Source organism: Pseudovibrio flavus (genome assembly GCF_009711345.1).
GTDB lineage: Bacteria > Pseudomonadota > Alphaproteobacteria > Rhizobiales > Stappiaceae > Pseudovibrio > Pseudovibrio flavus.
The window spans coordinates 228,892-246,212 of the sequence record NZ_SMMA01000062.1 but is presented as its reverse complement, the minus strand read 5'-3'; the positions used below and the strand labels follow the sequence as shown (position 1 = coordinate 246,212).

13 protein-coding genes are annotated in these 17,321 nt (G+C 53.2%); 6 read left to right on the top strand and 7 right to left on the bottom strand.

The features are described from left to right. Window positions 1-7: 7 nt before the first annotated feature. Genes E1162_RS11575 through E1162_RS11565 form a run of 3 tightly spaced genes read left to right on the top strand, consistent with a single transcriptional unit; the run spans window position 8 to window position 3,947 of the window. Window positions 8-1,105 carry a microcin C ABC transporter permease YejB gene (locus tag E1162_RS11575; RefSeq protein ID WP_155130840.1) on the top strand — a complete coding sequence of 366 codons (1,098 nt, stop codon included), beginning with the start codon at window positions 8-10 and terminating at the stop codon, window positions 1,103-1,105. A 5-nt stretch (window positions 1,106-1,110) separates the two neighbouring features. Then, on the top strand, window positions 1,111-2,295 hold the full coding sequence (locus tag E1162_RS11570) for an ABC transporter permease (protein ID WP_155130838.1): 1,185 nt from the start codon (window positions 1,111-1,113) through the stop codon (window positions 2,293-2,295). Window positions 2,296-2,309: 14 nt separating this feature from the next. Next, window positions 2,310-3,947 carry an ABC transporter ATP-binding protein gene (locus tag E1162_RS11565; protein ID WP_155130836.1) on the top strand — a complete coding sequence of 546 codons (1,638 nt, stop codon included), beginning with the start codon at window positions 2,310-2,312 and terminating at the stop codon, window positions 3,945-3,947. 47 nt (window positions 3,948-3,994) lie between these two features. Here E1162_RS11565 and E1162_RS11560 read toward each other — a convergent pair whose 3' ends face one another. The 5 genes from E1162_RS11560 to E1162_RS11540 form a co-directional block, all read right to left on the bottom strand. Further along, complete coding sequence (locus E1162_RS11560) at window positions 3,995-4,489, bottom strand: methyltransferase family protein (RefSeq protein ID WP_371311911.1); 495 nt, start codon at window positions 4,487-4,489, stop codon at window positions 3,995-3,997. A 33-nt stretch (window positions 4,490-4,522) separates the two neighbouring features. After that, window positions 4,523-6,157 (bottom strand): signal recognition particle-docking protein FtsY, encoded by a 1,635-nt coding sequence (ftsY, locus tag E1162_RS11555; protein WP_155130834.1) that lies wholly within the window; start codon window positions 6,155-6,157, stop codon window positions 4,523-4,525. A gap of 45 nt (window positions 6,158-6,202) precedes the next feature. Continuing rightward, window positions 6,203-7,462: a tRNA (N(6)-L-threonylcarbamoyladenosine(37)-C(2))-methylthiotransferase MtaB gene (mtaB, locus tag E1162_RS11550; protein WP_155130832.1), complete on the bottom strand. Its 1,260-nt coding sequence runs from the start codon at window positions 7,460-7,462 to the stop codon at window positions 6,203-6,205. Continuing rightward, the gene (gene dapF, locus E1162_RS11545; RefSeq protein ID WP_155130830.1) at window positions 7,459-8,364 is read right to left on the bottom strand and encodes a diaminopimelate epimerase; all 906 of its coding nucleotides are present in this window, start codon (window positions 8,362-8,364) and stop codon (window positions 7,459-7,461) included. Before dapF ends, mtaB begins: the two co-directional genes overlap by 4 nt. An 85-nt stretch (window positions 8,365-8,449) precedes the next feature. After that, entirely contained in the window at window positions 8,450-9,007 is a 558-nt protein-coding gene (locus E1162_RS11540) for a L,D-transpeptidase family protein (protein ID WP_155130828.1), read from the bottom strand. Between the two features lie 192 nt (window positions 9,008-9,199). Between E1162_RS11540 and E1162_RS11535 the strand changes: the two genes are divergently transcribed. Then, window positions 9,200-9,883, top strand: coding sequence for a response regulator transcription factor (locus E1162_RS11535; RefSeq protein WP_155130826.1), 684 nt, complete (start codon window positions 9,200-9,202; stop codon window positions 9,881-9,883). A gap of 24 nt (window positions 9,884-9,907) precedes the next feature. Next, window positions 9,908-10,414: a cyclic nucleotide-binding domain-containing protein gene (locus E1162_RS11530; protein WP_155130824.1), complete on the top strand. Its 507-nt coding sequence runs from the start codon at window positions 9,908-9,910 to the stop codon at window positions 10,412-10,414. Window positions 10,415-10,491: 77 nt separating this feature from the next. On the opposite strand, the gene leuD is transcribed toward E1162_RS11530, so the two are convergent. Together leuD and argC are read right to left on the bottom strand one after the other, a co-directional pair. Continuing rightward, a complete protein-coding gene (gene leuD, locus E1162_RS11525; protein WP_371311910.1) occupies window positions 10,492-11,097 on the bottom strand; it encodes a 3-isopropylmalate dehydratase small subunit in 606 nt (201 codons plus the stop codon). A 50-nt stretch (window positions 11,098-11,147) separates the two neighbouring features. Then, window positions 11,148-12,095 (bottom strand): N-acetyl-gamma-glutamyl-phosphate reductase, encoded by a 948-nt coding sequence (gene argC, locus E1162_RS11520; RefSeq protein WP_155130822.1) that lies wholly within the window; start codon window positions 12,093-12,095, stop codon window positions 11,148-11,150. 363 nt (window positions 12,096-12,458) lie between these two features. Here argC and E1162_RS11515 point away from each other — a divergent pair, with 363 nt between their 5' ends. Further along, window positions 12,459-17,267 (top strand): NAD-glutamate dehydrogenase, encoded by a 4,809-nt coding sequence (locus E1162_RS11515; RefSeq protein ID WP_155130820.1) that lies wholly within the window; start codon window positions 12,459-12,461, stop codon window positions 17,265-17,267. Window positions 17,268-17,321: the final 54 nt, after the last annotated feature.

Genomic DNA, 17,321 nt, shown 5'->3' with positions numbered 1-17,321 from the left:
ATAATAGATGGGCGCTTATATCCTGCGTCGATTGCTTTTGATGATCCCGACGCTGATCGGCATCATGGCAATCAACTTTATCATCATTCAATTCGCACCCGGCGGGCCGGTAGAGCAGGTTATTGCCCAGCTACAGGGCAATGATGTGTCTGCCACGGCCCGTATTTCCGGTGGTGGCGGCGACATGATGCAAATGGATTCTGGTAGTGGCGACGGCTCCTCGAAGTATCGAGGTGCCCAAGGTCTTGATCCTGAGTTCATTAAGGAGCTGGAAGCGCAATTCGGGTTCGATAAACCACCCTTGGAACGCTTTGCCACAATGCTATGGGACTATGCCCGCTTTGATTTTGGTGAGAGCTACTTCCGCGATATCAGCGTGATTGATCTCATAAAGGAAAAACTCCCTGTCTCCATATCGCTTGGCCTATGGATGACGTTGATCTCCTATATGATTTCCATTCCGCTCGGCATCCGCAAAGCCGTTAAAGACGGTTCTACATTTGACGTTTGGACTTCCGGCATCATCGTCGTGGGCTATGCCATTCCTGGCTTCCTGTTTGCAGTCCTTTTAATTGTTCTATTTGCTGGCGGCTCGTTCTTTGACTGGTTCCCACTGCGTGGCCTGACCTCTGAAGGGTGGGCGGATATGTCGTGGCCGGAAAAGATCATCGACTACTTCTGGCACCTGATCTTGCCACTGACAGCGATGGCGCTGTCGGCCTTTGCTACAACGACGCTGCTGACCAAGAATTCGTTCCTTGATGAAATCCGCAAGCAGTATGTGCAAACGGCCCGCGCGAAGGGGCTTACAGAGCGGCAGGTACTTTACGGGCACGTGTTCCGTAATGCCATGCTCATCGTTGTTGCGGGCTTCCCGGGCGCGTTCATCTCTGCGTTCTTCGCTGGATCGCTCTTGATCGAGACTATCTTCTCGCTGGATGGCCTTGGCCTTCTTGGGTTTGAATCCATCATCAACCGCGATTACGCCGTTGTGTTTGCAACGCTCTATATCTTCTCGCTGCTTGGCTTGCTGGTGAACCTCATCTCCGACCTTACATACACTTGGATCGATCCACGGATCGACTTCGAGAGCAGGGAGGTGTGAGACACATGGAATCGCATCTTGAAAAGCGCCTCGAAGAGCAGGGCTACACCGACATCAATCCATTGCCGGAGCAAACCCAGCCACCGGAACAGCGCTCGCGGTTTTCTCCGATCAACCAGCGCCGTTTGCAGAATTTCAAAGCCAATAAACGTGGCTTCTGGTCCTTCTGGATCTTTATGGTGCTGTTCGTGGTCACGTTGTTTGCCGAGTTTATCGCCAACGACAAGCCAATCCTCGTGTCCTACAAGGGCGAGATTCTGGCCCCTGTTTTCGTGGACTATCCAGAAGAGAAGTTTGGCGGGTTCCTTGCCATTACAGACTATCGCGATCCGTTCATTCAAGAAGAGATTGAACGCGATGGCTGGATGCTATGGCCACCTATCCGCTATTCGTACCGCACGGTGAATAACGAAATTCCTGTGCCTGCGCCTGCGCCGCCATCATGGACTATGGACAAGCAGGAGCGTTGTTCGAGATACACCGAAGGTGTCAACGATCCTAATTGTACGCTTGGCAACTGGAACTGGCTGGGAACTGATGATCAGGGCCGCGACGTGGTCGCCCGCGTTATTTATGGCTTCCGTATTTCTGTTCTGTTTGGCTTGGCGCTTACCATTGCCTCTTCCATCATCGGCATCGCTGCCGGTGCTGTGCAAGGCTACTATGGCGGCTGGGTGGACCTTGGCTTCCAACGCTTTATCGAAATCTGGACTGCGGTTCCTACGCTTTACCTGATTTTGATTGTGTCTTCGGTTCTGGCTCCGGGTTTCTGGATTTTGTTCTCGATTCTGCTCGCGTTCTCGTGGGTGGCTCTGGTAGGCGTTGTGCGCGCCGAGTTTCTGCGCGGTAGAAACTTCGAGTACATCTCCGCAGCAAGAGCGCTAGGCGTTTCCAACAGTGTCATCATGTGGCGTCACCTGTTGCCGAATGCCATGGTAGCAACGCTGACCTTTATGCCGTTCATCCTCAACGGTTCTATCTCCACGCTGACAGCGCTGGACTTCCTCGGGTTTGGTCTGCCTCCGGGCTCGGCCTCACTGGGCGAGCTTCTGGCGCAGGGCAAGAACAACCTGCAAGCCCCTTGGCTTGGTATCTCGGGTTTTGTTGTTCTTTCCGTCATGCTTTCCCTTCTCATCTTCACGGGCGAGGCCATCCGCGATGCCTTCGATCCGCGCAAGAGCTTTGAATAGGAGGGGCAAGAACAATGACGAATGAAAACAAACGCCTTTTGGATGTTAAGGACCTCTCCATTGCCTTTAAGCAAGGAGAGCAAGAGAACCTTGCCGTCGATAAAATCAGCTTCCACATCGACAGGGGTGAAACGCTCGCCCTTGTTGGTGAAAGTGGCTCGGGCAAGTCTATTTCGGCACTGTCTGTTTTGAAACTGTTGCCGTATCCGGCCGCAAGTCACCCGTCCGGCACAATCGAGTTTGATGGCAAGGAACTCATCAGCGCTACTGACGGTGATATGCGCAAGGTGCGCGGCAATCGTATCTCCATGATCTTTCAGGAGCCGATGACTTCTCTCAACCCTGTTCACACGGTTGAAAAGCAGATTTCGGAAATCTTGAAAGTTCACCGCGGCCTTGGTGAAACGTCGGCACGCGCCCGCGTTCTGGAACTGCTTACGCAAGTGGGCATTCCTGAGCCGGAAACGCGCCTTCAGTCCTATCCGCACCAGCTTTCCGGTGGTCAGCGCCAGCGTGTGATGATCGCAATGGCGCTAGCTAATGAGCCTGATCTTCTGATTGCCGACGAACCAACCACAGCGCTCGATGTGACAGTGCAGGCGCAGATCTTGAAGCTTCTTAAAGAGCTTCAGCAGCGCACTGGCATGGCTATGCTGTTCATCACTCACGACCTCGGGATTGTCCGCAAAATTTCCGATCGTGTTTGCGTGATGAATAAAGGCAAGATCGTTGAGCATGGTCCGGTTGAAGACATCTTCGAGCGCCCAACCCATGCCTACACACAACACTTGCTGGCTGCTGAGCCAAAGGGCGAACCGCCCCTCAGCGACGAGAGCAAGCCGATTGTGGTCAAGACAGATGACCTCAAAGTCTGGTTCCCGATCAAGCGTGGCTTTCTGCGTCGTACAGTTGGGCATGTCAAAGCGGTCGATGGCATTGATATCGCTGTTCGCGAAGGGCAAACGCTTGGTATCGTCGGCGAGTCTGGGTCAGGTAAAACAACACTGGGTCTGGCGATCCTGCGCATGATCGCATCGCAAGGCGCGATTACCTATGACGGCCAGCCGATCAATGACTTCTCGTGGAAGCAGATGCGTCCGCTGCGTCGCCATATGCAGATCGTGTTTCAGGACCCATTCGGCGCGCTGTCACCGCGTATGTCGGTTTCCGATATCGTTGGTGAGGGGCTAAAGGTCCACTACCCGCAAATGAGCGAAGCTGATCGTGATCGCAAGGTCGCTCAGTCGCTGGAAGAAGTGGGCCTAGATGCCTCAACGCGTTTCCGCTATCCGCACGAGTTTTCCGGCGGTCAGCGCCAGCGCATCTCCATTGCCCGCGCAATGGTGCTGGAGCCGAAATTCGTGATGCTGGATGAGCCAACCTCAGCGCTCGATATGAGCGTTCAGGCGCAGGTGGTTGATCTGCTCCGTGACCTGCAAAAGGCACATGGCCTTGCCTACCTTTTCATCTCGCATGATTTGAAAGTGGTTCGTGCCCTTGCAAATGATGTGATTGTTATGAAGCAGGGCAAAGTGGTTGAAGCGGGGCATGCGGACGCAATTTTCGACAATCCGCAGACAGACTATACGAAGGCGCTCATGGCAGCGGCCTTTAAGATGGAAGCCGTCGAAAACGGCATTGTTTCCATGTAACAAAAAAAGGCGGCCTTTGAGCCGCCTTTATCTTTTCGGGCTGGAGTTTAGAGCCAGCGGCGTGAGCGCTTGCAGTAGGCTTCGAACTCCTCACCAAACTTCTCGGTTAGCGCTCGTTCCTCGGGCTTGATCTGAAACACGTTCATGTAGGCAACAAAGCCGATAAGGCCAACAAAGGCTGCCATGGATGAGAGAAAGATCGACCAGCCGACAAGAACGAGCAGCATGCCCACATACATCGGGTTGCGCGTACGCTGATAAATGCCGGATGTGACCAGAGATGAAACAGCCTCTGGGTTCATAGGGTTTACGGTTGTTTGCGCTTTCTTGAAGGCGCTTATGCCTGCAAAGGCGATCCAAAGGCCTGCGGCTGCAAACACCACAAAGCCGATAATGGCCGCAGAGCGCGGTAATGGATAACCGGGAATAGCTGTTGCAAGGAAATACATGAGCGCCGCTGTCAGCAGACCCACTGCGACTGGCGGTACTTTAAGTTCAAGAGACTGCATGAAAACAACCAGAATGAGAAAGCCTGCAGGCACTATAAGCAGGCTCCCTTATTTGGCAATAGGGCTCTAGTTTTTCTCGGAAAAATCCATTCCGGCAATCGCAGCGGCAAAGTCCTTCGCCGAAAACGGTTCCAGATCTTCCATGCCTTCGCCAACGCCGATGAAATGTACCGGCAAGCCGTACTTGGCCGCGATAGCAACGAGAATACCGCCGCGCGCAGTACCGTCTAGCTTCGTCATTACTAAGCCGTTTACACCTGCTACCTTGCCGAAAATTTCGACCTGACTGAGCGCGTTCTGACCAGTGGTCGCATCCAGTGTCAGCAGGGTTGTATGCGGTGCGTCAGGAACCTGTTTTTTGATAACACGAACGATCTTCTCAAGCTCGTCCATCAATAGCGTTTTGTTCTGCAGGCGGCCGGCAGTGTCGATAAGCAGAACGTCGACGTTCTTTTCAATGGCCTGCTGAACGGCATCATAAGCAAGGCCTGCTGCATCTGCGCCGGTATCGCGGGCGATAACTTCAGCGCCGGTGCGCTGGCCCCACACTTTGAGCTGCTCAACGGCAGCAGCGCGGAAGGTGTCACCAGCTGCGAGCATAACTTTTTTGCCCTGCGCTGCCAGAAGCGAGGAGAGCTTGCCGATTGTGGTTGTTTTACCCGTACCGTTTACGCCCACCATCAGTACGATGTGCGGCTTGTGGCCACTATCGAGATTGAGCGGTAGAGCTACAGGCTCAAGAACACGTTCAACCTCTTCGGCGAGGATCTGTTTGACCTCTTCGCCGGAAATCTCTTTGTTGTAGCGACCTTCAGAGACCTTCTCGGTGATGTTCATCGCCGTATCAACGCCAAGGTCGGCCTGAATGAGAATGTCTTCCAGCTCTTCCAGTGTTTCTGCATCAAGCTTGCGCTTGGTGAAGATGGAAGTGATGCCCTCGCTCAAGGCTGAGGACGAACGGAACAAGCCCTGCTTCAGACGCTGGAACCAAGACTGCTTTGCTGGCTGTGGCTCAACCGGAACCGGGGCTACAACAATCTCTTCTTCTAAAGGTCTCGAAACTTCCTGAGAATTCTCAATCTCTTTAATTGGCTCAGCTTCTTGAGGTGCTTCAGCTCCTTCAGGCTCTCTAACTCTTTGAGCTTCTCCAGCTCCCTCAGTTTCTCGAGGTTCTTCAAAAACTCCGACATCGCCATCCTGCCCTGCTTTTTGTATAGGATCAGGGTTAGTCGATTCTTCAGCTTTATCAAAATCTGCAGACTCTAATTCCGGCTCTGCAGCTTCAACTGCTTCGAGAGCTGCGTCGTCGATGGCTTCCTGAAGCTCTTCAGTTGGCTGGTCTACCTCTTCCTCGACAACTTCTTCAGCGACTGGTGCTTCAACTTCGGCTGGCTCGGCCACCTCGGCTTCTGCTGCAGGTTCCTCTACCGCACCAAAATCTGGTTCAGGTGTTGCAATAGGCGTCGGTTCTACAAGGTCAGGAGCAGCGAACGGCTCAAGCAACTCACCGGAAGGAGCGGAAGGCTCAACAACGGGTAGCTCTTCGCTCGTCTCAGGGGTTGCTGGCAGCGCTTCTTCAGCGGCCTCAACAACCTGCTCAACCTCTTCTGCTGCAACAGGGGCGACAGTTTCGTTGTTCTCCGGCGTTTCTTCCCGGCTACCGAACAAACGACTGAAAAAACCGCGCTTCTTCTCGCTCATGCTGCAACAAAGTCCTTGGCTATAAGAGGTAGGCGAAGACGTGATTTAGAAAATCACGTCCGCAATTAGATGTTCTCCGGTATGGCCTGTAATGCGAGCTGTGACAAGGCTTCCAGCTTCTTTTGCATCCAGTTCAACAAGCGTGAACAGTTCAGTACGGCCAACGCCGTCTTTTTCTACCAGAATGCTGCGTGTTTTCCCGACTTCTGCTTCAAGGTGCTTGAGCAGCGCCTTGTCGCCCGCTTCACGCAGACGGCCCGCGCGTTCTTTCACAATAGCGCGTTCAACCTGCGGCATGCGAGCCGCTGGTGTGCCCGGGCGTGGAGAGAACGGGAAGACATGCAGATAGGTCAAACCGCATTCATCGACGATCTTCAGCGTGTTCTGGAACATCTCTTCGGTTTCTGTCGGGAAACCGGCAATGATGTCCGCGCCAAACACAACGTCAGGGCGCAGTTTGCGGACGTCTTCACAGAAGCGGATGGTATCTTCGCGCAGATGACGGCGCTTCATGCGCTTCAGCACCATGTTGTCACCGGCCTGCAAGGAAAGGTGCAGGTGTGGCAACAAACGCTGCTCACTGGCAATGGCATCCATCAACGCATCATCAGCTTCAATGCTGTCGATAGAAGACAGGCGAAGGCGTGCAAGGTCTGGCACATGCTTCAAGATCTTCTGGGTGAGTGTACCCAGTGTCGGTGTGCCCGGTAGATCAGCGCCGAACGAGGTGATGTCTACACCGGTCAGAACGATTTCGTTATAGCCGTTGTCGACCAAGCGCTTCATCTGGTCGATGATGACGCCCATCGGCACACTGCGGGAGTTGCCGCGGCCATAAGGAATGATGCAGAAGGTGCAGCGGTGGTCACAGCCGTTTTGAACCTGAACGAAAGCACGGGCGCGTCCCTGCAAACCATCAATGAGATGGCCAGCGGTCTCGCGAACGCTCATGATGTCGTTCACCTGAACTTTTTCGCTCTCTTCGATGCCGAACTGGGCAACGCCGCCGTAAGACTCGCGTTTCAGTTTTTCATCGTTGCCAAGAACGAGATCTACCTCTTCCATTGCCGCAAAAGTTGCTGCCTCGGTTTGGGCAGCGCAGCCGGTGACGATAATCTTCGCATTGGGATTATCACGGCGGATTTTGCGAATGGACTGGCGTGCTTGGCGCACGGCTTCATTGGTTACGGCACAGGTGTTGATGAGGACGGCGTCTTCCAGACCAGCGGCCTGTGCTTCGCTCTTCATTACTTCTGATTCGTAAGCATTCAGCCTGCAGCCGAATGTTACCACGTCAATGCTCAAGATACTGGCTCCGCGACCACGTCTCCCGGTGCGGTCTTCTCATAGGTCAGGCTGTCCAAATCCAGCAGACCCTCAAATTCAATCGTTGTCTCACCTGTCATAATCACATGATCATCGTTTGCGCGCCATTCGATGATCAGTGGGCCTCCCGGCAGGTGAATGGTTGTTTTGCGGCCCGTCAGTTTGTTGCGGGCAGCTGCAACACCAACAGCGCAAGCTGCAGTGCCGCATGCAAGGGTTAGACCCACACCGCGTTCCCAGACTTTCAAACGGATCTCGTCCGGCGCAAACACATGTGCTAGCGAGATGTTTGCCCGTTCAGGGAACATTGGGTGGTTTTCCAGCATTGGGCCAATGCGTTCAAGGTCGTAACCTTCAATGTCGTCTACCCAGAAAATCGCGTGCGGGTTACCCATGTTAGCGACAGAAGGCGTATGCAGAATTGGGTCGTCAATCGGGCCAATCTGCAGTTCGATCGCGCGGGTATCGGCAAACTCTTCTGCAAGCGGGATTTCATCCCAAGCCAGACGCGGTTTGCCCATATCAACGCTAACCAAAGTCGGGCTTTCGGTCGCAAAAGCTTCAAGGAAACCTGCTCTGGTTTCAATCACCACATGCTCAAGGCCGGCTTCTGCCATCAGAAGACGGCCAATGCAACGGGTAGCATTGCCGCAAGCGCCGACTTCACCGCCATCACGGTTATGAATCCGCATGAAGGCATTTGCGCCATTCTTTGCAGGTTCAATCGTGATCATCTGGTCAAAGCCGATGCCGGTTTTACGATCACCAATTGCAGCGATTTGCTCGTGGGTCAGAGGGCAGGCGTGTTCGCGCGCGTCCAGCACAACAAAGTCGTTGCCAAGACCGTTCATCTTCAAAAAGGGAAGGCGCGTTTCACTCATGCCTAATGCTCTAACCTCCAGCTGGTTCGTCGGCTCTATATGGAGCAAAAAACCGGAGATTTCCAGTGAAGAATCCCTTGGGCAGCTAATAGGAGCTGATCTGCATTACGTCGCCGGCTTTTAGCTGTTTTAGAATATGGCGCATCACATCCGGATAAACGGCAACGCAGCCTTCCGTTGGCAGAAAACCTTCACGGGCGATGTGGAAGAAAATCGCGCTACCTGCGCCTTTAAGCGCGGGAAACAGGTTTTGGTTGAGCACCACGACGATGTCGTAGAGGCGGTCCTCTCGCCACATCTTCTCGTGGGAGCCGCTGTAGGGAAGCTCGACTGGGCGGTTGTATTCATCTTTGGTGACATCATCGCACCAACCATCGATGCTGGTTATGGCCTGAGTCGGCAAATAGGTCTCAGGTCGGCCGCCTCTATCATCGCGGTAATAGACATCCAGAAACTCGAAGGTGCCGATGGGCGTTGCCCCATCACCCTCCTGTTTGTTGGCGGTGATTCCGCTTCGGCCGAGAGCACACGGATATGTGATGCCACAGAAATTCAGTAGGCCGCGTTGCGGATTGTCGCTTCGGGGCTTAACTGCGATGGTTTTTTGCGGTGTTCCGCCAACTGGTCTTGATAGTTTCAGCATGGTTTTTTGAATACCTGAACCGCTTTCTGGCCCGAAGATCAAGTCTTCAATAAAATTAAGGTCACCGTCGTGTGAACTAGATTTGACGGAGTTTTAAGATCACGAAGAAGTTTTTTCTGGTGTTTTAGTACAACCGTAGCCAAGTATGATCGAAAGTGATCCTACTTGAATATGAGGGCGAGAGGTGAAGATATGACAGCACGCAGACTTTTGATCGTGGATGATGATAACGACCTGCGCGAGGCGCTGGTTGAGCAACTGTCTCTCTATGACGAGTTTGAAACCGTGGAAGCGGAAAATGCCGCTGAAGGTTTAAAGCGTGCTCGCGATGGTCACTACGATCTGCTGCTCATGGATGTGGGGCTGCCGGATATTGATGGCCGTGAGGCAGTAAAGCTGCTGCGCAAGAACGGCTTCAAGTCTCCTATCATCATGCTGACAGGTCATGACACGGACAGTGACACCATTCTCGGCCTTGAAGCGGGTGCCAATGACTATGTGCCAAAGCCCTTCAAGTTCGCTGTGTTGCTCGCCCGTATCCGTGCTCATCTTCGCCAGCATGAACAAAGTGAAGACGCTGTCTTCACCATCGGCCGCTTCCAGTTCCAGCCAGCCGCAAAGCTGATGTTGGATCAAGATGGCAGCAAGGTACGCCTGACCGAGAAGGAAACCTCTATTTTGAAGTTCCTCTATCGGGCAGGAGAAAAGCCTGTCACGCGCGATGTGCTTCTGCATGAGGTGTGGGGCTATAACTCAGGTGTAACTACCCATACCCTTGAGACACATATTTATCGCCTGCGCCAAAAGGTAGAAAAAGACCCGTCAAATGCTGAGCTTCTGGTCACAGAAGGTGGTGGATATAAGCTTGTGCCTTAAGGCATTCGGCGCTATTGCAAGATTATGAGTCTTGCAAGCGATATTGGCGTCCTGAGACGCGTTCCAATGCTATCGGAATTCAGCGAGGATCAGCTTCGGCTCCTCGCTTTTAGCGCCGAGTCGTCCACGGTTCGCGAAGGCACCCGCATATTCCGGCAAGGTGAAATAGCTGACGGTGGGGTCGTAATTACGAAAGGCCGTGTGCAGCTTGAAACCGGAACGGGCGATCATATCGTAAATCACGGTGTTTATGGTGAGGGCACACTGCTTGGCGAAAACGCTCTGCTTTCAGACGGAATTCGCCCAGTTACAGCCAGAGCCTTGGAAGACTGTTCCATCATTCGCATTCGCCGACCGCTGTTCTCCCGCATGTTGCAGGAATATCCTGAGCTAGCTGGCAGACTTTTGAAGGTCCGCGCCGACAAATTCAAGCGCACAACGGATGCGCTTGAGCGTATTGGCCGCCGGCTCAGCGATATCGACCGCTTGAGCGCCTCCATCCATAAAAAAGAGGGTGGCTTAGAGGACTAAGCGCCAGCGTTATAGCGGAAATGAAAAAGGGCATCCATGGATGCCCTTTCGTGTTTCTAGCGTATGCAGCAAGTGCCTTAGTGCCAAGGATGGCTGTCAGCGATCTTCTCTTCATGCGCATCAATGTGGTGCGTTTTTTCAAGAGTAAGTCCGATGTCGTCCAAGCCATTGATGAGGCAGTGCTTGCGGAACGGGTCCATTTCGAACTGGATTGCGCCACCGTCTGGGCCGCGCACTTCCTGTGCTTCCAGATCGACGGTCAAAGTTGCGTTGGAGCCGCGGGAAGCGTCGTCCATCAACTTGTCGAGGTCTTCCTGACTTACGATGATCGGCAAAATGCCGTTCTTGAAACAGTTGTTGTAGAAGATGTCAGCAAAGCTGGTGGAGATCACAACGCGGATACCATAGTCCAGCAGCGCCCAAGGAGCATGCTCACGGGAAGAGCCGCAGCCGAAGTTATCGCCAGCAACGAGAATCTGCGCTTCGCGGTAACCGGCTTTGTTCAGAACGAAATCTGCGTTTTCAGAACCATCGTCGTTGGTGCGCAGTTCATGAAACAGCGCAGTGCCCAAACCGGTGCGCTTAATGGTTTTCAAGAACTGCTTAGGGATGATCATATCGGTGTCGATGTTCACCAATGGCAAAGGTGCAGCAACACCGGTCAGTGTTTTGAATTTCTCCACGAGTATTCTCCCCGGATCTTCGTAAGTCCGTAATAGCCTAGCTAAGCTGGTTAAGCGGTTTTCAGCCCTTCAAAAGGGTCTGCACCGATCATAAGATTCATGTTTTGCACCGCTGCGCCCGATGCGCCTTTACCGAGGTTGTCATAGACAGCCATCAAAACAGCCTGACGGCGATCTTCATTGGCAAAGACATGCAAGCGCATGGTGTTGGTACCGTTGAACGTTTCCGGATTGAGATCTTCGCGCTTCTGATCACCATTAAACGGAGCAACCTGCACAAAGCCGTTGCTGCCAGCGTAGTAATCAGCGATCGCCTCATAAAGAGCTGCGCCTGACGGGGCATCATTCAAAGCGCCCAACTGCAATGGAACGGCTGTAACCATGCCTTGAGCATAGTTGCCGACAGCAGGCTGAAACAGCGGAGTGCTCTTCAGCAGGCTGTACTTTTCCATTTCTGGAAGGTGCTTGTGGTTGAAGCCAAGAGCGTACGGCATGTAAGGCGAAGCGTTGGCATCTGCCTCATAGCTTTCGATCAACTGGCGGCCGCCGCCGGAATAGCCGGAAATTGCGTTCACGGTGATCGGCAGGTCAGCCGGTAGGAGGCCAGCAGCAACAAGCGGACGAATTGTTGCAATAACACCCTGCGGATAGCAGCCAGGGTTAGCAACAAAACGAGCCTCTTTGATGAGTGCGGTTTGCTCTTTTGACATCTCGGCAAAGCCGTAGGCCCATTCGGAATGGACACGGTGAGCGGAAGAAGCGTCAATCACTCTCGTCGTGCTGTTCTGGATAAGGCTTACGCTTTCTGTTGCTGCACTGTCTGGCAGGCACAAAATGGCAATGTCGGCGGAGTTCAAAAGATCAGCTCTTGCCGATGTATCTTTTCTCAATGCCGGATCAATGCTCAGCAGCGTAAGGTCCGGGCGGCCAGCAAGGCGCTCTCGGATTTGCAAACCCGTAGTTCCCGCTTCACCATCAATAAATACCCGCACGGACATGTTCATTTTCCTTAGGTTTCCAGTTCGGTACCAAGCTTGTTTTACACGCACTTGCGCACGAGGCATAGACGGTTACAGCCCGATTTGCTGCGCCATGTCCTCAAGAGCACTTGAGAGAGCCTCAAGCCTTCCAGCCGACTGGGATTAATCTTCTTTGCTTAAAAATGGTGCATATCCATAGGCAATCTGATCGTGGATGTATTCAGAACTACTGAAATGCGCCAAGACTATACGATAGCAAAAATGCGCAGGCTTTAACAGCTCAGAGCTGCAATAAGGCTGTGTAACGCAACAAATGCACGAACATAAGGCGCGGCTACGCAGCCACCAGCGTTCCGCTCAAAATTGGAAGAGGTAAATGCCATGTCCGGTGTAACGGCAAACGCGAAAAGCAGCCTCCTCGATCAAGCATGCGACCTGCTGGAAGATCAGAACCAGCAGCTGGCGCAGTTCGCTAGAGATTTCTTTGCACACGCAGATGAAGAAGACTTGCTTGCCTATTCTCCGCAAGACCTCTCCTACCTTGCTGGTCAGGCGTGGGATACGTTCCAGCTTCATCCTACAGGTACGCATGAGATAAAGGTTTTTAACCCTGTCGCGCCTCATCAAAGCAACCAGCTTGATGATGTAACCGTTATCGAAATCATGAACGATAACATGGCGTTCCTTGTGGCGTCGGTTTTGGGTGAGCTTCAGGTGGCGGGGCTAGACTTCCGCCTTGTTCTGCATCCGCTTTTCGTTGTCGAACGTGACGAAGATGGCAATCTCATTCTGTTTAAGGAAACAGTTTCGGCAGGCACACCGGGCCTACGCCGTGAGAGCTTTATCCAGATACACGTTACCCGCATCGATGACGCTGAAGAGATCGAGATTCTTCATGAGCGCCTGGAGTTGGTTCTGCGAGATGTCCGTCTTGCTGTAAATGACTGGGAGCCGATGAAGGCACGGCTTGAGAAGGCTGTGCAGGATTTCCATACCGCTCGCACCCCATACTCCAAGAACCAGTTGGATGAAGCCGTCCAGTTTTTGGAATGGATGAGTGCAGATAACTTCACGCTTTTGGGCATGCGTGAGTACATCTTTGAAGGCGGTGTTGAAAACGGTGAGATGAACTTCCTCACGGGCACCGGTCTTGGACTGCTGAATGATCCGGATGTGCGCGTGTTACGCCGCGGATCCGAATTCGTGGTTATGACACCGGAAATCCGCGACTTCCTGCTAAAGCCGGAACCACTCATCATCGCCAAGGCAAATGTGAAGAGCCGCGTCCACCGTCATGTCCATATGGACTACATCGGAGTAAAGCTGTTTGACGAGAACGGTGTTCTCAACGGAGAGCTGCGCATCGTCGGTCTTTTCACAGCAACGGCCTACACCAAGTCCACAGCGTCCATTCCGTATATCCGCCGCAAGGTCGAAAAGGTCATGAACTATCATGGCTTCGATCCGGAGAGCCATTCAGGCCGCATGCTTGGCAATATTCTGGAAGGCTACCCGCGTGATGACCTCTTTCAGATCGATACTGAGACCCTTTGCGAGTTTACGACGGACATTTTGAAGCTGAATGACCGTCCTCGTATTCGTGTACTGGCCCGACGAGACAAGTTTGATCGTTTTGTTTCAATCATTGCCTATGTGCCTAAGGACCGGTTCACCACCGAGAAACGCATTCAGATCGGTTCGTTGATGGCAAAGGCCTACGATGGCCGCATGTCAGCGTGGTATGCCTCCTTCCCGGAAGGGCCTCTGGTTCGCGTCCACTTCATCATTGGTCGTGATAAAGGTGAAACGCCTAATCCGGATCGTGAAGAGCTGGAGACAGCAATCTCCAAGATTGTGCGCACATGGTCTGATGGTCTTTCCGAAACGCTGCGTCTGACCCATGGAGCGTCACAGGCTCGTCCGTTGATCCGACGCTACGCTACGGCTTTCGAGGACGGGTATGAGGCGACAACGCCAATTGATACGGCCTTAGAGGATATCGGACGCCTTGAGAAAGTGACCGAAGATCGGCCGCTGCTGATCAGCTTCTATCGCCGTGAGGGCGAAACAGGTATGCAGCTTTCTTTGCGTACCTATCATTTGTCTGCGCCGCTTGCTCTGTCTGCCCGCGTGCCGATTTTGGAAAACCTCGGCTTTAGAGTGGTGAACGAGCGCACCTATCGCATTTCTCCTTCCGACAAGCCGATGTGCTATTTGCACGACACCACACTCTTCATTGAGGGCGGTGTCGGTGATGACTTCTGCGATGCCGACATCGAACGCCTTGGTGCTCTGTTCATCAATACGTGGGGTGATAGGGCCGAGAACGACGGCTACAACGGCCTAGCGATGACAGCGGGTATGGCATGGCGCGATATCGCTGTGCTTAGAGCCTTCTCCAAGTATCTTCGTCAAGCAGGCATTCGCTATTCCGAAGACTATATGTGGAGCACGCTCAACAGCTATCCATCGCTGGCAAAGCTGCTTGTTGATTTGTTCTACCTGCGCTTCCAACCATCAGTGGACGAGGAAAAGCGGAGCAAGGAAGAAACGGTTCTTCAGGCGGAGTTCTCTACCCAGCTTGATAGCGTTGTTAGCCTTGATGATGACCGTATCATTCGCCGCTTCAAGAACTTGATTGAGGCTATCCTTCGCACAAACTTCTTCCAGTTAGATGCTGAAGGTCAGCCAAAGCCAACCTTTGCCTTCAAGCTAGACTCCCACAAAATCGACGAGTTACCAAAGCCGCTGCCATACCGCGAGATTTTCGTCTACAGCCCGCGTGTTGAAGGCGTACATATGCGCTTTGGTTCTGCTGCTCGTGGTGGTCTGCGCTGGTCAGACCGCGCACAGGATTACCGCACCGAGGTGCTTGGCCTTGTGAAAGCGCAGCAGGTCAAAAACGCGGTTATCGTTCCTGTCGGTGCAAAAGGCGGCTTCCTGCCTAAGCGTTTGCCAACGGACGGCAACCGCGAGGCCTTTATTGCCGAAGGAACTGCAGCCTATAAGATCTTCATCAACTCCCTGCTTGATCTGACCGACAACATTGACGGCGAGAATGTTATCCCGCCGCAGATGGTTGTTCGCCGCGATAACGATGATCCATATCTCGTTGTTGCTGCTGACAAAGGCACGGCAACATTCTCCGACACTGCGAACGCGATCTCTGAAAGTAAGCATTTCTGGCTTGGTGATGCGTTTGCCTCTGGTGGTTCTGCTGGTTACGACCACAAGAAGATGGGCATTACGGCTCGCGGTGCTTGGGAAGCTGTGAAGCGTCACTTCCGTGAGATGGACAGGGATATTCAAAAAGAGCCATTCACCGTTTGCGGTGTTGGTGACATGTCGGGCGACGTGTTTGGCAACGGTATGTTGCTTTCCAAAGCAATCCGTTTGGTTGCCGCCTTCGATCACCGCGATATCTTTATTGATCCAAATCCAGATCCTGAAACGACTTGGGTAGAGCGCAAACGCTTATTCGATGTCGGCCGTTCCAGCTGGCAGGACTATGACGCCTCGCTGATCTCCAAGGGTGGCGGCATCTTCCCACGTAGCGCCAAGTCCATTGAGCTGACTGATGAAATCCGCAAGCTCTTGGATCTTGAAGTCCAGTCTTGTTCTCCGCAGGAGCTTATGAGTGCAATTTTGCGCATGAAAGCAGACCTTCTGTGGTTCGGCGGTATCGGTACCTACATTCGCGGATCCGATGAAACCGACGATATGGTTGGTGACCGTGCAAACGATCCGATCCGTATCAGCGCGCCTGAGCTACGGGTGAAAGTTGTCGGCGAGGGTGCAAACCTTGGCATCACCCAAAAAGCCCGTATCGAGTACGCCCGCCGTGGAGGCCGCTGTAACTCGGATGCAATCGATAACTCAGCTGGTGTGAACTCCTCTGACGTTGAGGTCAATATCAAGATTGCGCTGGGCAGTGCTGTGAAGTCTGGCAAGTTGGAAACCCCAGAGCGCAACACGTTGCTTGCGGATATGACGGATGAAGTGGCTGATCTGGTGCTTCGCAACAACTATCAGCAAACACTGTCCATCTCTCTTGCTGAACGCCATGCCTTGGAGGACCTCGGTTACCAGATGCGCATGATGCGCCAACTGGAATCCCAAGGCCTTCTGGATAGGGCCGTTGAGTATCTGCCAGATGACATCACAATTGATGAGCGTCAGAAGCAGGGACAAGGGCTCTCCCGCCCAGAGCTGGGCGTATTGCTCGCTTATGCAAAGCTGACGCTTTACGATCAGCTTCTGCAAAGCACGGTGCCGGATGATAAGTATCTTGCCAAGGAGCTGATGCGCTACTTCCCTGAGCCAATGCAGCAGCTCTACAACGACGAGATTGAAGGCCACCGCCTGCGCCGCGAAATCATCGCAACCATGCTGGCCAACTCCATCATCAACCGTGGTGGTCCTGCCTTCATCACTCGCATCACAGATCAAACGGGAGCAACGCCGGCTCAAATCGTACGCGCCTTTGCAGCTGTGCGTGATGCTTACGGTCTGACAGAGCTGAACTCGCAGATCGATGCGCTGGACAATAAGATCTCTGGCAAACTGCAGTTGGAGCTATACTCAGCTGTTCAGGAACTGGTGCAGAACAAGGTTATCTGGTTCCTGCGCAACGTGTCGTTTGAAGATGGCATTGAGCAGGCGGTAACACGCTTTAGGGAAAGTGTCTCGACGCTGTCTCCAAGGCTGGAGGAATATCTGCCTGAAGACATGGCATGCCGTTTGACCGAAGAAACTGAGCGTCTCGTTCACGCCGATGTTCCGTTTGATCTGGCAGCCCGTCTTGCTCGCCTCACTGGTGAGCGGATCATTCCAGATATCGTTCTTGTTGCTGAGCGGGCAGGTATGTCTGTAGTGGATGTCGCCGGAAGTTACTTCCAAGTCTCTGACTTCTTCCGCTTTAACTCCATTGATGCAATGGCACGCAGCTTCCCGATCCGAGATTACTATGACGGTCTGGCGCTGGATAAAGCGCGCTCGCAACTCGCTGAAGCCCTTCGAGAGCTGACAAGTCAGTCTATTGCCCATGAAGCAGGCTTTGAAGGCTGGCTGGCAGACGTTGGCGATAAGGCCAAGCGCATTCGCGCAGCAGTGGATGAGATTTTGGAGACAAACCTAAGCGTTTCCAAGTTCTCGGTTGCAGCGTCCATGCTCTCCGAGTTCTCCAAATAACAAAAAAGCCCCGCAGTGTTGCGGGGCTTTTTATTTGTTCAAACAACGGTGGTG